Genomic DNA, 13,701 nt, shown 5'->3' with positions numbered 1-13,701 from the left:
AACCCTCAAAATTACGCGACTGAGTTGGCAGATAGCATAGAAGCCCTGTTTTTTTTCTAGTTGCCATCCTGATAAGGGAAAGCGCCGACTTTTTGTTTCCTGTAAGCTTCTTTAAGCTGATTTAAGCCAAGTATTATGGCACTTTACAGGCCTAGCAAATAAAAACACCGCTCCGGAGTACGGAGCGGTGCTAAAAAGCCCTCTAAAGTCCTCGCGTTAATCACGACGACGACCCATCAGGAAGGATGCGTAATAGAGCAGTGTGGCCAACGAGCCCAGCGCCGCAACTACATAAGTCAAGGCCGCCCATTTAAGCGCGTCTTTAGCCATAGCATGTTCCTGCGTTGTTACAATACCGCGACGGTCAATCCAGGCCAGGGCCCGCTTAGAGGCATCAAACTCAACCGGCAAGGTTACAAAGCTGAACAAGGTGGTTAATGCAAACAGGCCTACTCCAATTGTTAGGGGCAACGGAGTACTGTTCAACATAAATACCCCTGCAAACAGCAGAATGGGCATGAACTTCGACACTGCACTCAGGGCCGGCACCATAGCCGAGCGGAACTGCAGCGCCGCATAAGCAGTAGCATGCTGCACGGCATGACCACACTCGTGGGCCGCTACGGCGGCAGCGGCGGCTGAGCGATCAGCGTACACCGCTTCGCTCAGGTTTACCGTTTTATCGGCCGGGTTATAGTGGTCGGTAAGACGGCCAGGCGTTGAAATTACCCGAACATCGTTGATACCATGGTCAGCGAGCATAAGCTCGGCAATTTGCTTGCCCGACAGGTTAGACTGCAGACCTACTTGCGAGTAGCGCTCAAACTTGCTTTGCAAGCGACGCTGAATGAGCCAACTTGCAATCATCGTAATAATTACGATGATGTAGGCCGGATTCATTGGATAATACATGGTGGAAAGGGCTTATGGAGTGAGATGCGCCTGGATACGCTCAACAATGCGCGTTGTGCTGTAGCCGGCTACCAGTGGTACGGTCAGGACTTGCCCGCCGTTTTGTAACACCACTTCGTGTCCCACAATTCCACTGATTGCGTAGTCATCACCCTTCACCAGAATGTCGGGCAGAACGGCTTCAATCAGGGTCAACGGCGTTTGCTCATTGAAGAGTACTACCGCATCCACAAACAAAAGCGAGGCCAACACCCTGGCACGTGACACTTCGTCTTGCAGTGGCCTACCGGGCTTGAGGCAGCTCACCGAAGCATCGGTATTGAGCCCCACTACCAGCCGGTGGCCCAGGTGGCGGGCCTTCTCCAGATAATCAACATGCCCTAAGTGTAGCAAATCAAAGCAGCCATTGGTGAATACCACACGCTGCTGCTCCGCTTTCCAGCCGGCCACTACGGGCAGTAGTGCTTCCAGAGTCAGGATTTTGTCTTTACTCCACATTGGCAGGAACAGCTACCGCTGCTTTTACGACCCCGGCCTGGCGGGCTACACGGCCAGATTTAATCATGCTTGCGGCAAAGCTGATGCCTCCCATTAATATCACCAGCAAGGTTTGGGAGCCATGCACCACCAGTGCGTATGCAATACCCGCATCTTTACTGATACCGTAGGCCAGTAGAATGCTCTGCACCATAACGTGGAAAGGCCCAATGCCACCGGCCACCGGGGCTGCCATGCCAAAGGCACCAAACGTGAGCACAGCTAAGCCCGCCCGCATATCCAGATTATAGGTAGCCGGAAAGCAGAAGAAGGCAAGGTAATCCATTAAATAATAGACTGCCCATGTAAAGAAGGTGTGAAACAGGAACAAGCCCTTATTCTCCAGCTTCAGAACACTGAACACGCCCGCTAGCAGGCCTTTCAGAAAAACTATTGCCTTATTAAAGAACGCGTTCTGCCGGAGCCGCTCCAAATTGCGGAACAAAGTATAGGCCGCCACCACTAACAGCACCAGCGCTATGGCACCTGCAATCAGCAGTGGAGTGCGGTTGCGGGCCAATGAGTCGTAACGCCCGCCAAGCAGCTTATCCGTGACAAAAATCCAGAAGGTGTTGAAGTCAAGCAGCAGCGTGGAGCCTAATAGGCCTAGCAGTACCAGCACATCAATTACCCGTTCCGTTACTACGGTACCCAAGGCCACCTGCACGGGCACGCCATTAGTACGCCGCAGCACGGAGCACCGAATTACTTCCCCCATTCGCGGTAACACCAGGTTAGCCAGGTACCCTACCATCATGGCGTGGTATACGTCCCAGAAGGGCACTTTGTAGCCAGTGGGGTTGAGCTGCATTTTCCACCGGTAGGCCCGACTGAGGTACCCCAGTACCGACAGCAGCATGGTAAGCACCAACCAGGAGTAGTTTGCCTCCCGGATAGAGGCTCCGATTCGCTCCAGGTTCTGCCCTTGCATAGCGTACCACATGAGCAGCCCAGAAACGGCTAACAACAAGGCATATTTAAGAGCGGTGAGAAGGTGCTTCACGTAGTAGTAGATAAGGAGCCCGTGACCAATACCAAGAGTGGCCTAGCCGTCCGTTAGGCGTTAGCCCAGGCGGTTATGCTGATCCGGAAAAATGATGGTGGGCTTGTGTGCCCGAGCCTCCGCAAAATCAACGAGACCATAGGAGATAATAATGATAATGTCGCCAACCGCGACGCGGCGTGCCGCAGGCCCGTTCAAACAAATCATGCCAGAGCCACGCTCTCCCCGAATGGTATACGTTTCAAAACGCTCACCATTGTTAATGTTAACAATGGTTACTTTTTCGTTCTCTACCATGTTGGCCGCATCCAGAAGGTCTTCATCAATAGTGATGCTACCAACGTAGTGCAGCTCCGCCTGCGTAACCTTTACGCGGTGGATTTTAGACTTCAGAACCTCTATGTGCATGAGATATAGGCGGATGAAAAAGAAGGCTACAAAGATAGGAAACCCTACCTGAAGCCCGCCGGTTCGTCTGGGGCTAAGCCACTTTTGCTACTATGTTATCAATCAGCCGCACCCCTCCTATCTGGGCCGCCAAGCACAATGCTACCTCCTGCCCGGGCTGCCATTCCGTTACGGGCTGGAGCGTTACTGCATCGGCTACTTCAAAGTACTCTAGCGTAACACTTGGCTGCTGGCCGAGCATGGCAGTAGCGGCTGTGCGTACGGCATCAGGCGCGGCGTGCTCATGCACTAACTGCTCTGCTTGCTGCAAGGCTTGGTAGAGAACCGGGGCCACCGCCCGGGCCTCAGAGGTTAGCCGTCGGTTGCGAGAAGACATGGCCAGGCCATCTGCCTCCCGGATGGTTGGATAGGCTATCAGCTCCAAGTCAAATGACAGATCCTGCACAAGCTGGCGTACAATAGCTACCTGCTGAAAATCTTTTTGCCCAAAGTACGCGCGGTGCGGCCGGCACAAATGAAACAGCTTGCTCACCACCGTTGCTACACCATTAAAGTGCCCGGGCCGTTGCGCTCCTTCCATCACCCGCTCAAGGCTTCCAAAGTCAAAATGCAGCACCGCCGGCCTAGGGTACATTTCTTCTACGGTGGGCAGGAATAAAGCCGTACATCCGGCTGGACCCAGCAGCTCAGCATCTGCCTCGGGCAGCCGCGGGTACAGGCGGTAATCATCGGGATTATTGAACTGCGTTGGGTTCACGAAAATACTGACTATCACCACGTCGCAGTGCTGGGCAGCGGCGCGCACTAACTGTAAGTGCCCCTCATGCAACGCCCCCATTGTGGGGACCAACCCAATGCGTTGGCCTTCGCGGCGCCAGGTTTCTGTTTGAGCTTGCAACGCCGCAGCCGTTTGCAGTATCTGCATAGAAAGAAGAGGCCTACCAGAATACCGGCAGGTGTGTTTAGTTGAAAATTCCCTCAAAAATGTTTAATTTTGTGCATCCCAAAGTGTTGCCCTCTCCCATTCACACCAACTGACCCCGTATGTCCAAGTTGAGAATACTCTATGCTGCCACGGAAATCAACCCGTTTTTGCAGACCACCAAGGTAGCGGAGTTTTTGCGGCGCTTGCCGCAGGGAATGCAGGAGATGGGGATGGAAATTCGCATTTTCGTACCCCGCTTCGGCATCATCAATGAACGTAAAAATCGCCTTCACGAGGTTGTTCGCCTGTCCGGCATCAACATCGCGGTAGGAGAAGATGAGAAGCCCCTTATCATTAAAGTGGCTTCCATTCCGAACGCGAAGCTACAGGTATACTTCATTGATAACGAAGATTATTTTCACCGCAAATCGGTGTTAGTAGACAAGAACGACAAGTTCCACTCTGATAACGATGAGCGGGCTATCTTCTTCTGCAAAGGTGTACTTGAAACCGTGAAGAAGCTAGGCTGGGCTCCAGATATTGTGCACTGCAATGACTGGATGACGGGCCTGATTCCTATGTACTTGAAAACGACCTACAAGAAGGATCCGATTTTCAAGGACGCTAAATCGGTCTTTACCATCTACAATAATGAGTTCGACCACAAGTTTGATGGCGATATTATTGAGAAGGCAAAGATGCTCGACATTGAGGATGACATGCTGGCTGCACTGAAATCGGCTGACTTTGGTGGCTTCATCAAAGTAGGCATGGAGTACGCCGACTCGGTGGTGAAGTCTGATGAAGACTTCAGCGACAACCTCAACACGCTGTTCTCTGAGTACTCAGAGAAGAAACAAATTGGACAAGTGGGTGCCGATGAAAACCTACTTACTTCTTACTACGCGCTCTATAATGAACTGGCCAGCTAGCGCCATCCGACTAGCGTCGGTTACCCTCGTATCTGGTACCTTACTAGGTCTCACTACTGCCTGTGAAAAGGCCAATGACCTAGGACTTGAACTACCCGGTACCTCTCCTATCAATTCTAACTACCGCGATTTTGCTGTTACGGCTTATACGGTGCGGCAACAGCCGGTAGAAACTATCAAGGCCGATCATTTTTTGGTAGGTCGAGTGCAGGACACCAAAATTGGTGTTACAACGGCGAAGTCGTTTCTGAACCTGCAACTTGGCATGCCTTCAGATTCGCTGCCCTCTAAGTACACCGAAACCAAGCTGGATTCTGTTGTGCTCAGCCTGGGTTTCGACCAAGTGTATGGTACCGCAGCCAAACCATTACGCTTCGATTTGCTCCAACTCCAGCAGCCACTGGGTGAGCGCACGGTATACAACTCCCAGTCAGAGGTAGCTACCAGTGGCACGCTAGTATCTGATTTTGTGGGGGTTTTGAACCGCGACAGATCTATTCGGCAGGCTATTGCGGGCAGCACTACTGATAGTAGCACAGTACGCGTACCGGATCGGGTAATCCGGATGCGCCTGCTGCGTTACCCACAAGCTGCTGCTTTTGCTAACTCAGTATTTGCTGCATTAAATGAGGCTGGCTTTGATCAGGCGCGTTTAGATGCCGTGGCAAAAGGCGTAGCGCTGCTGCCGACTTCCAATAGTCAAACCCAGGATAACATAGTAGGCTTCAGCCGAAACTATGACACCCGGCTAGCCTTCTATTTCCATGGCAAAGCCAGTGGAAAAACTGTCAGCATTCCGCACGCCTACGCGGTGTATTTTGGTAACAACCCAGCCAAATTGCCTGCTGACGCTAAGTTCTTTACTCAGCTATCCACTGCCTTTATTCAGCCGCTCACCGCCCTGGCCACTCCCTTCCAGCAAGTGCCCGCCAGCGCAACCGGCGGCGAAACGTATTTGCAGGAAGGTGTAGGCTTAGGAACTCGTATTGAGTTTCAGGGGCTCGATGACCTGAAGAACAATGGCCAGTTAAATATTGGTCTGGCGGAGCTTCGCATTCCGATTAAGCAGTTCACCAATGGCTTGTTTCCGTACGCTAGCAATGTGTACCTACAGGAAGTAAACGCCACGAACCAAGTCCTGACCCGGATAGTAGGAGCAACCGAATATGAGCGCCTTATTCAGCAGGAAATAAATAGCAGCGGGGTAGTAGCACCTACCGCGGTAGGTTCTCCGGCAGCGGCACTCTTATACCCAAGCTATTCTGAGCCTCAGTACTACACAGTACCTCTCACGAGCTACCTGCAGTCTTACCTGCTCAACCGGCTAAATGGCGAGTTGCCCTCGGGCCTGATTCTTTCGCCTATCCTGCGTAACAATACCAGCTTAACTTTGAACCGCACTACCCTAGATGCCAGTGGCATCAAGCTCCGAGTGTACTTTTCACAGCTTAAATAACATTGCTGGCGGTTTCCCGCTGGTACAAACAGGGCGGCACGGCTTTTGCCAGTGCCGCCCGATTTTGTTTCTCTCAAAACTTTTGCTCTGACACAACCATCCAGCTATGTGCGGAATTGTCGCTTACATTGGGCACCGTGAGGCCTGCCCCATCATTATAAAAGGCCTGCGTCGCCTGGAATACCGTGGTTATGATTCAGCCGGGGTAGCGTTGCTTAACGGGCAACTGAGCGTATACAAAAAGAAAGGAAAGGTTGCCGAGTTGGAGGCCTTCATTTCTGACAAGAATACGCACGCCAACATTGGCATGGGCCATACGCGTTGGGCTACTCACGGGGAGCCAAACGATGTAAACGCACACCCACACTACTCTTCTTCAGAGCGAATTGCCATCATCCATAATGGCATCATTGAGAACTATGCGGCCCTGAAGACGCACCTGCAGCAGCAAGGCCATGAGTTTCATTCAGATACGGATACCGAGGTATTTGTTAACCTGATTGAAGAAATTCAGAAGCAGAACAAATGCACGCTGGAAGAGGCTGTGCGCCTTGCTCTGCACGAAGTTGTTGGCGCCTACGCTATTGTAGTGCTTAGCAAAGACGAGCCCGGCCAACTGATTGCGGCCCGCAAAGGCTCACCGCTTGTTATCGGGGTTGGTCAGGATGAGTTCTTCCTGGCTTCTGATGCCACGCCTATCATTGAGTACACCAATGAGGTTATCTACGTCAACGACTACGAAATTGCGGTAATCAAAAACGGCAACCTCGATATTCGGACGAAAGAAGACGTGCAACAGACGCCTTATATCCAGAAGCTGGAAATGGCGCTGGACAGCATTGAGAAAGGTGGCTACGAGCACTTCATGATGAAAGAGATTTTTGAGCAGCCCCGCTCAATTCTCGATTCTATGCGAGGTCGTTTGGAGTTAGAAGCTGGCCACTTAAACATGGGCGGGGTACGTGCTTACGAGCGGAAGTTTGTAACTGCTGACCGCATTATTATTGTGGCTTGTGGTACTTCTTGGCATGCTGGCCTGGTGGCAGAATATCTGCTGGAAGACTTAGCCCGCATCCCGGTTGAAGTAGAGTACGCCTCGGAGTTCCGTTACCGGAACCCCATTATCACGGAGCGCGACATTGTAATTGCCATTTCGCAGTCGGGTGAGACGGCTGATACGCTGGCCGCAATTGAGCTGGCGAAAAGCAAGGGCGCTACCATTTTTGGCGTTTGCAACGTGGTGGGTAGCAGCATTGCACGAGCTACAGATGCCGGTGCTTATACGCACGCCGGACCAGAAATTGGAGTGGCTTCTACCAAGGCGTTTACGGCGCAGGTAACGGTGCTCACGCTGCTGGCTATGATTGTAGGTCACAAGCGCGGCACGCTTTCCGATACCAAGCTGCGTGAGCTCATGATGGAACTCAGCAACATTCCGGCAAAGGTGGAGAAGGCTCTCCTGCTTAACACCGAGATTGAGCAAATGGCTGAGATCTTCAAGGATGTTCCAAACTTCCTGTACCTCGGCCGGGGTTACAACTTCCCGGTTGCTCTGGAAGGCGCCCTGAAGCTGAAAGAGATCAGCTACATCCACGCTGAGGGGTATCCAGCAGCTGAGATGAAGCACGGCCCTATTGCCCTTATCGATGAGAATATGCCCGTAGTAGTTATTGCTACCAAGGACAGCTCTTACGAGAAGGTGGTAAGCAACATTCAGGAGGTGAAAGCCCGGAAGGGCCGCATTATTGCCATCGTAACTGAAGGTGATGATGTAATTCCGCAGATGGCCGAGTTTGTGATTGAAGTACCCGCTACGAGCGAAGTGCTGATGCCATTGGTATCAGTAGTTCCGCTGCAGTTGCTTTCGTATCACATTGCAGTTCTGCGTGGCTGCAACGTTGATCAGCCCCGTAACCTGGCAAAGTCAGTAACGGTAGAGTAATTAGCTGCTGTGCTATACAAGAAGCCGCTTCAGCAAACTGGAGCGGCTTTTTTGTTTCTAGGCCTATTCAATTGCAACCGCAAATTGCTGTTCACTTAAATACATAGTTTTTAGCAACGGGCAGGGCTTATAGCGGTCCTCATGAGTGTCTTGGTAGAGCGCTTCCAGTAGCTGATAGATGTGGCCTAGACCAATCTTATTGGCCCAGGTGAAGGGCCCCATCTCTAGGTCTAACCGTAGTTGCATTGTTCGTTCAAGATCGTTTATTGAAGCCGCTCCTGTCTGGAGAAGGTAGCAGGCCTCATTTATAAATAAGCACACCATACGCGGCGACAACAGGCCTACGCGGTCGGGGATGAGGCTGAAGCTGGTGCCTAGAGCGGCGCACAGTTCCTTAAGCGGCGCTGCATCCGCGGGGCGGAGTAGGCTTACCTCCAGATGCTCCCGGTTCAGTAAGGTTGGCAATGCACAAATTCCAAACGCAGCCCCAAAGGGCGGAGCCTCTTTATGGAAAAGCTGGGACAAGCTCTTGGTGGCGGTAGCATAGAATAACGGTTGCCGCGGCTGCTCGTAATGCAACTCTGGCCACTCCCGCAGATCAAACCCAACATCGGCCGCACCTAAGCGGGTTAGCAAGTCAGGAGCGGCGGCATCACAAAAATCGTAGCTGTGACCAAGGCCAAACTTGGCGCGCAGTTCGGCTTCTATGGCTTCGCCGCCAACGATGAACAGATGCATAATTTTTCCGCTTACTTTGGCCTAAGATAGATTTTCTCTCTTTGCATTTACTCCACCCGTATGGCAAACACTGTTGTTTATTCCGATCAAGCTCCTGCTCCCATTGGCCCTTACAGCCAGGCTATTCAAGCCGGTAATACTGTGTATGTTTCTGGCCAGATAGCCCTCGACTCGAATTCGGGTCAGCTCGTTGGCGAAGGTGATGTGGCCCAGGAAACCCATCAAGTGATGCGCAACATTCAAGCAGTACTGCAAGCCGCCGGCCTTACGCTGCGCAACGTGGTGAAGTGCAGCATCTTTGTGAAAGACCTTGGCAACTTCGGGCTCATCAACGAAATCTACGGCAGCTACTTTGAAGCCGACTACGCTCCAGCCCGTGAAACCGTAGAAGTAAGTCGCCTACCGAAGGACGTGCAGGTAGAAATTTCCTGCATCGCCGTTCAGTAAACACTTTGTAAAATGGGTGCAGTGGTGAAAGGTGAAGCTGCTTTTCATAGCTTTATCTTTCACCACTGCACCCATTAGTCATATGAGAGAATTAGGCATCTTCTTATTTGTGGCAGGCTTGATAGCTATGGTAGCGCCCTTGTTGCTGCCGAGTAATTTTCGGTTTCCCCTGCTAGATTGGATTCATACCTGGGGCAATACGGTGGCCTGGATTATCCGGATTGGCATTAGTCTGTTAGGCCTGGTGCTATGGCTGACGTTTAAGAACCGAGAATAGTGCGACGTTCAACTCGTAAACCGGCAAAGGCACTGCAAAAGCCCGGTTTTTTCCCGGCTGAGCAGGTAGTGCAACGAGCCCTTCCACCACACCTGGTAGGCCACCAGGAGTTCGAGCAATACCACTTCATCAACTTCGATCTGAGCCAAGCCAATTTAGCAGACCGTGTGTTCAGCGACTGCTTATTTGAGAACTGCAACTTGGCAGGTGCCAGTATCGGGAATGTAGCCTTACAAAATGTGGCCTTTGACGGTTGCAAGCTAATAGGCCTACAGTTTCACTCCTGCCGCGACTTTCTATTTGGTGTGCATTTCGACAAGTGCCAACTGGATTATGCGTCTTTTGCGGGCAAGATGATGCCGAACACCCGCTTTAACAATTGCTCTCTGCGGGAAGTGGAGTTTGGACGTGCTGATCTAACGCAGGCCGTATTTGCTGACTGTGAGCTGGAAGGCGCAGTTTTTCACCAAACCAACCTATCCGGCACTGACTTCACAACAGCGCGGCACGTGGTGCTGGACCCGGAAGTTAATGAGTTGAAGCAGGCCCGGTTTGCCTTAGCTACTCTGCCGGGGCTCCTGAGCAAGCATGAGCTGGTTATAGTATAGTGGCCTAGCGAGTAAGCCACTGGTGGGGTACCAAGCCGCTTACGCGTAGCGGGAACTTACGCTAGCTATGGAGTACTGTATTATATCCTTCTCCCTCCCCTGCTAATTGCCTACCTTTGCGGCGCGTTTCGGACTTGAACCGGCCGCAAATCTGCTGTTTGTATGGAAAGAGAAGTACGGGTACGCTTTGCACCCAGCCCCACCGGTCCGCTGCACATTGGCGGCGTGCGCACTGCGCTCTATAACTATCTGCTAGCCCGTAAGTTGGGCGGCAAAATGCTGCTGCGCATCGAGGATACCGACCAAAACCGCTTTGTACCCGGTGCCGAAGACTACATTCGGCAGAGCCTGGAGTGGTGCGGTATTGAGCTTGATGAGAGCCCCTGGAACGGCGGCCCCCACGCCCCCTACCGCCAAAGCGAGCGGAAACCCATGTACATGCAGTATGCGCAGCAGCTCATTGATAGCGGCCACGCCTACTATGCCTTTGATACTCCCGAGGAGTTGGACGCCATGCGTGCCCGCCTGACGGCCGCCAAAGTGCCCAACCCACAATACAACAGCATTACGCGGGCCCAAATGCGCAACTCCCTCACGCTGCCAGCCGAGGAAGTAAAGCAACTACTGGAAAGCGGGGAGCAGTACGTGATCCGTCTGAAGGTGCCCCGTAAAGAAGAAGTGCGTTTCAATGACCTCATCCGCGGGTGGGTAGTGGTACACTCCTCTTCTATTGACGACAAAGTGCTGATGAAGTCAGATGGTATGCCAACGTATCACTTGGCTAACATCGTGGACGACCACTTGATGGAAATTACCCACGTGATTCGGGGTGAGGAGTGGTTGCCCTCGGCGCCGCTGCACGTGCTCTTGTATCGCTACTTGGGCTGGGAAAGCACTATGCCCCAGTTTGCCCACTTGCCCCTGCTGCTCAAGCCCGATGGTACTGGTAAGCTCAGCAAGCGCGACGGCGACCGGTTAGGCTTCCCTGTGTTCCCGCTGGAGTGGCACGGTAAAGATGCCGAAACCGGTGAGCCTACCGTGAGCAGCGGCTACCGCGAGAGTGGTTACCTGCCCGATGCTTTCATCAACTTCTTGGCCTTCCTGGGCTGGAACCCCGGCACTCAGCAGGAGCTCTTTACCATGAAGGAGCTGATTGAAGCTTTCTCTATTGAGCGCGTTAGCAAGTCGCCGGCCCGCTTCGACCAGAACAAAGTACGCTGGTACAATGAGCAGTACCTGCGTGCCAAGCCCGACAGCGAGCTGGCCCAGTACCTGCTGGAAGCGCTACAAGCCCAAGGCCTGGAGGTGCCCGCCGACAAAGCCGAACAGATTGCGGCGTTAGTGAAAGAGCGTGCTACCTTCCCCGCCGACCTGGCCAAGGAGGCCCAGCTCTTCTTTGTGCGGCCTACAGCTTATGATGAGCAGGTAATCAGCAAGAAGTGGAACCCACAGGTAGCCGGCGCTCTGGCTGAGTTTGCCCGGGAGCTGCCTGCTATTACTGATGCCTCTCCTGATGCTATTAAAGCGCTGCTTACGCAGGTGCTAGAGCGCCAGGGTATCAAGATTGGGCAGGTATTGCAGGCGTTGCGCGTAGCCGTAACTGGTGCTGCCGCCGGCCCCGACCTCATGCACATCATGAGCATTCTGGGCACCCAGGAAACGGCTGAGCGTATTGAAGCAGCAGTTAGCCAGCTGCCCGCTTAACCTTACTGGCCTAAGAAGCCAATAGCTTTAAGCCCACCCAGCAAGATGTGCTGAGTGGGCTTTTTTGCACATGTGAGCCATTGGGACCAGACTTCTAGGCCACTACGTCAACCGCGGGTAAGGTCGCATCGTACTAGTTCTTTTAAGGCGACTGTTATCTGCTGGGTCGCTTGCTGTTGAACTGACTTTAGCCGCCCGTATTATGGCCAAAAAACCCGTTAACTCGAAGAAGAAAAAGAACGATCCGGAAAAGAAAGCCCGGGTACATAAAGAGCTAGAAGGCTTCGAAATCAAAGTAAACCCGCTGGGTGAAATCACCTCTAACTACTCCATCGAAGACATAAACCACTTCCTGAACCGCCATGTGCGCGACAAGAAGCTGGTGAACCGTGATGGGCAATTTGGGGAGAAAGACGAAGAAGATGATGATTTTGCGTTAGAGGGAGGCGTACAAGAGCCGGAAGAGTCTGATGAGGACTTTATGCTTCGTACTAGCAAGGAAGCCACAAAAAAGGGCCCTAAGGCTAATGCGGAGCCCGACGAAGACTTAGAGAAACTAAGCGAAGAAGACGAGTAATAGCTTTTGATATTGTTGGTAGCGCCCTGCGGCGTAGAGCACCTTGGTTTGACTCTCTCCGGTGAGTTGGGTAAGGCACTTTACGCCGCAAGGCGTTTTTACCTGCAGCTTTTGCTCTCCGTGGCTACCTCATGCGAGTTGAATCAATGCGGGTTTTACTATACTTGGGTTGTCTATTCACCACTTCCCTCTCGTTATGCAATCCCACGATGTTGACTACAAAATTCTAGGCCACGACATTCAGGTACTGGAAGTAGAGCTAGACCCGAATGAAACGGTAATTGCTGAAGCCGGCGCCATGGTATATATGGACGAGGCCATTGCCTTCGAAACCAAGATGGGCGATGGCTCTGAGCCTGACCAGGGATTTATGGGCAAGCTATTTTCGGCGGGTACGCGCCTGCTTACGGGGGAGTCGTTGTTTATGACACACTTCACCCACCGTGGTAGTTTCGGTAAAAGCCGGGTAGCTTTCTCAGCGCCATATCCAGGCACTATCATTCCGTTAGATCTGCGGACTCTGCCTCAAGGGCTAATTGTGCAGAAGGATGGGTTTCTGGCGGCTGCCCGGGGCACCAAGATGAGCATTCACTTCAACCAGAAGCTGGGCACAGGCCTATTTGCTGGGGAAGGTTTCATTCTGCAAAAGCTGACGGGTGACGGAAAAGCCTTTATTCACGCCGGGGGTACCATTATCGAGAAGCAGCTGAACAACGAGTTACTGCGCGTTGATACGGGCTGCGTTGTTGCCTTTGAGCCGAGTATTGACTTTAGCATTGCCCGCGCAGGCGGGCTCAAGTCAATGATCTTTGGTGGTGAGGGCCTGCTATTAGCAACCCTTCGTGGCACGGGTCGGGTGTGGCTCCAATCTATGCCGGTGAAAAAGCTGATTCAGGCCTTGGCGCCCAACGGAGGCAACAGCCGCAAGGAAAGCGGCAGCATACTAGGCAATGTGGTAGGTGGCATCTTCGACGAGTAATGACTTAGTTAAAGCCGCTCCTATAAAAACTCGCCCTGCTTGGAGATGTACCATTACATAAGCACAACTTCAAGCAGGGCGAGTACAATTATGGGGTGCGAGCAGTACCCCACTTGTTTGGTTACATAGCTAAGTTAGCCGCAATTATACCTAAGCTTAGTAATAGCGTCAGGCCCATAAGGCCCAGAAAGGCCATTATGGTGCGGTTGCTTAAGAGTGTGGGAGTTTCGGGGGAGCGGCGGCGCCTACGCCGAGC

Annotated in this window: 15 protein-coding genes; 9 read left to right on the top strand and 6 right to left on the bottom strand. The window is 52.6% G+C overall.

Annotation, left to right across the window (positions count from 1 at the left end; translation table 11 throughout):
* Positions 1–216 precede the first annotated feature (216 nt).
* The 5 genes from HMJ29_RS07790 to panC form a co-directional block, all read right to left on the bottom strand.
* The gene (locus tag HMJ29_RS07790) at positions 217–912 is read right to left on the bottom strand and encodes a zinc metallopeptidase (RefSeq protein ID WP_410780000.1); all 696 of its coding nucleotides are present in this window, start codon (positions 910–912) and stop codon (positions 217–219) included.
* Between the two features lie 12 nt (positions 913–924).
* The gene (rfaE2, locus tag HMJ29_RS07785; RefSeq protein ID WP_171590952.1) at positions 925–1,410 is read right to left on the bottom strand and encodes a D-glycero-beta-D-manno-heptose 1-phosphate adenylyltransferase; all 486 of its coding nucleotides are present in this window, start codon (positions 1,408–1,410) and stop codon (positions 925–927) included.
* Positions 1,400–2,452, bottom strand: coding sequence for a lysylphosphatidylglycerol synthase transmembrane domain-containing protein (locus HMJ29_RS07780; protein WP_171590951.1), 1,053 nt, complete (start codon positions 2,450–2,452; stop codon positions 1,400–1,402). The genes rfaE2 and HMJ29_RS07780 overlap by 11 nt, the downstream gene beginning before the upstream one ends.
* Positions 2,453–2,512: 60 nt before the next feature.
* Positions 2,513–2,860 (bottom strand): aspartate 1-decarboxylase, encoded by a 348-nt coding sequence (gene panD, locus HMJ29_RS07775; RefSeq protein WP_135429784.1) that lies wholly within the window; start codon positions 2,858–2,860, stop codon positions 2,513–2,515.
* Positions 2,861–2,933: 73 nt separating this feature from the next.
* Positions 2,934–3,785, bottom strand: coding sequence for a pantoate--beta-alanine ligase (gene panC, locus HMJ29_RS07770; RefSeq protein WP_171590950.1), 852 nt, complete (start codon positions 3,783–3,785; stop codon positions 2,934–2,936).
* A 119-nt stretch (positions 3,786–3,904) separates the two neighbouring features.
* Here panC and HMJ29_RS07765 point away from each other — a divergent pair, with 119 nt between their 5' ends.
* From HMJ29_RS07765 to glmS, 3 genes are all read left to right on the top strand, one after another.
* Positions 3,905–4,717 carry a glycogen/starch synthase gene (locus HMJ29_RS07765; protein WP_135429788.1) on the top strand — a complete coding sequence of 271 codons (813 nt, stop codon included), beginning with the start codon at positions 3,905–3,907 and terminating at the stop codon, positions 4,715–4,717.
* Positions 4,701–6,173: a DUF4270 family protein gene (locus HMJ29_RS07760; protein WP_171590949.1), complete on the top strand. Its 1,473-nt coding sequence runs from the start codon at positions 4,701–4,703 to the stop codon at positions 6,171–6,173. Before HMJ29_RS07765 ends, HMJ29_RS07760 begins: the two co-directional genes overlap by 17 nt.
* A gap of 106 nt (positions 6,174–6,279) precedes the next feature.
* Positions 6,280–8,115, top strand: a complete 1,836-nt coding sequence (gene glmS / locus HMJ29_RS07755) for a glutamine--fructose-6-phosphate transaminase (isomerizing) (protein ID WP_171590948.1) — start codon at positions 6,280–6,282, stop codon at positions 8,113–8,115.
* 63 nt (positions 8,116–8,178) lie between these two features.
* Here glmS and HMJ29_RS07750 read toward each other — a convergent pair whose 3' ends face one another.
* Positions 8,179–8,853 carry a 3-hydroxyacyl-CoA dehydrogenase family protein gene (locus tag HMJ29_RS07750; protein ID WP_171590947.1) on the bottom strand — a complete coding sequence of 225 codons (675 nt, stop codon included), beginning with the start codon at positions 8,851–8,853 and terminating at the stop codon, positions 8,179–8,181.
* A 60-nt stretch (positions 8,854–8,913) separates the two neighbouring features.
* On the opposite strand from HMJ29_RS07750, the gene HMJ29_RS07745 reads away from it, so the two are divergent.
* From HMJ29_RS07745 to HMJ29_RS07720, 6 genes are all read left to right on the top strand, one after another.
* Entirely contained in the window at positions 8,914–9,300 is a 387-nt protein-coding gene (locus HMJ29_RS07745; RefSeq protein ID WP_171590946.1) for a RidA family protein, read from the top strand.
* Between the two features lie 82 nt (positions 9,301–9,382).
* Entirely contained in the window at positions 9,383–9,577 is a 195-nt protein-coding gene (locus HMJ29_RS07740; protein WP_171590945.1) for a hypothetical protein, read from the top strand.
* Between the two features lie 68 nt (positions 9,578–9,645).
* Complete coding sequence (locus HMJ29_RS07735) at positions 9,646–10,185, top strand: pentapeptide repeat-containing protein (RefSeq protein ID WP_171590944.1); 540 nt, start codon at positions 9,646–9,648, stop codon at positions 10,183–10,185.
* Positions 10,186–10,347: 162 nt separating this feature from the next.
* The gene (gene gltX, locus HMJ29_RS07730; protein WP_171590943.1) at positions 10,348–11,889 is read left to right on the top strand and encodes a glutamate--tRNA ligase; all 1,542 of its coding nucleotides are present in this window, start codon (positions 10,348–10,350) and stop codon (positions 11,887–11,889) included.
* A gap of 202 nt (positions 11,890–12,091) precedes the next feature.
* On the top strand, positions 12,092–12,466 hold the full coding sequence (locus HMJ29_RS20325) for a hypothetical protein (RefSeq protein WP_216634100.1): 375 nt from the start codon (positions 12,092–12,094) through the stop codon (positions 12,464–12,466).
* Between the two features lie 196 nt (positions 12,467–12,662).
* Complete coding sequence (locus HMJ29_RS07720; RefSeq protein ID WP_171590942.1) at positions 12,663–13,445, top strand: TIGR00266 family protein; 783 nt, start codon at positions 12,663–12,665, stop codon at positions 13,443–13,445.
* Positions 13,446–13,701 lie beyond the last annotated feature (256 nt).

This window comes from Hymenobacter taeanensis, assembly GCF_013137895.1.
Lineage (GTDB): Bacteria > Bacteroidota > Bacteroidia > Cytophagales > Hymenobacteraceae > Hymenobacter > Hymenobacter taeanensis.
This window is presented reverse-complemented; position numbering and strand designations above follow the sequence as displayed.

Bases quoted from the DNA above. Each gene is read 5' to 3' on its own strand.
- HMJ29_RS07790 (WP_410780000.1), bottom strand. From the start codon at position 912: ATGTATTATCCAATGAATCCGGCCTACATCATCGTAATTATTACGATG.
- rfaE2 (WP_171590952.1), bottom strand. From the start codon at position 1,410: ATGTGGAGTAAAGACAAAATCCTGACTCTGGAAGCACTACTGCCCGTA.
- panD (WP_135429784.1), bottom strand. From the start codon at position 2,860: ATGCACATAGAGGTTCTGAAGTCTAAAATCCACCGCGTAAAGGTTACG.
- panC (WP_171590950.1), bottom strand. From the start codon at position 3,785: ATGCAGATACTGCAAACGGCTGCGGCGTTGCAAGCTCAAACAGAAACC.
- HMJ29_RS07765 (WP_135429788.1), top strand. From the start codon at position 3,905: ATGTCCAAGTTGAGAATACTCTATGCTGCCACGGAAATCAACCCGTTT.
- HMJ29_RS07760 (WP_171590949.1), top strand. From the start codon at position 4,701: ATGAACTGGCCAGCTAGCGCCATCCGACTAGCGTCGGTTACCCTCGTA.
- glmS (WP_171590948.1), top strand. From the start codon at position 6,280: ATGTGCGGAATTGTCGCTTACATTGGGCACCGTGAGGCCTGCCCCATC.
- HMJ29_RS07750 (WP_171590947.1), bottom strand. From the start codon at position 8,853: ATGCATCTGTTCATCGTTGGCGGCGAAGCCATAGAAGCCGAACTGCGC.
- HMJ29_RS07745 (WP_171590946.1), top strand. From the start codon at position 8,914: ATGGCAAACACTGTTGTTTATTCCGATCAAGCTCCTGCTCCCATTGGC.
- HMJ29_RS07740 (WP_171590945.1), top strand. From the start codon at position 9,383: ATGAGAGAATTAGGCATCTTCTTATTTGTGGCAGGCTTGATAGCTATG.
- gltX (WP_171590943.1), top strand. From the start codon at position 10,348: ATGGAAAGAGAAGTACGGGTACGCTTTGCACCCAGCCCCACCGGTCCG.
- HMJ29_RS20325 (WP_216634100.1), top strand. From the start codon at position 12,092: ATGGCCAAAAAACCCGTTAACTCGAAGAAGAAAAAGAACGATCCGGAA.
- HMJ29_RS07720 (WP_171590942.1), top strand. From the start codon at position 12,663: ATGCAATCCCACGATGTTGACTACAAAATTCTAGGCCACGACATTCAG.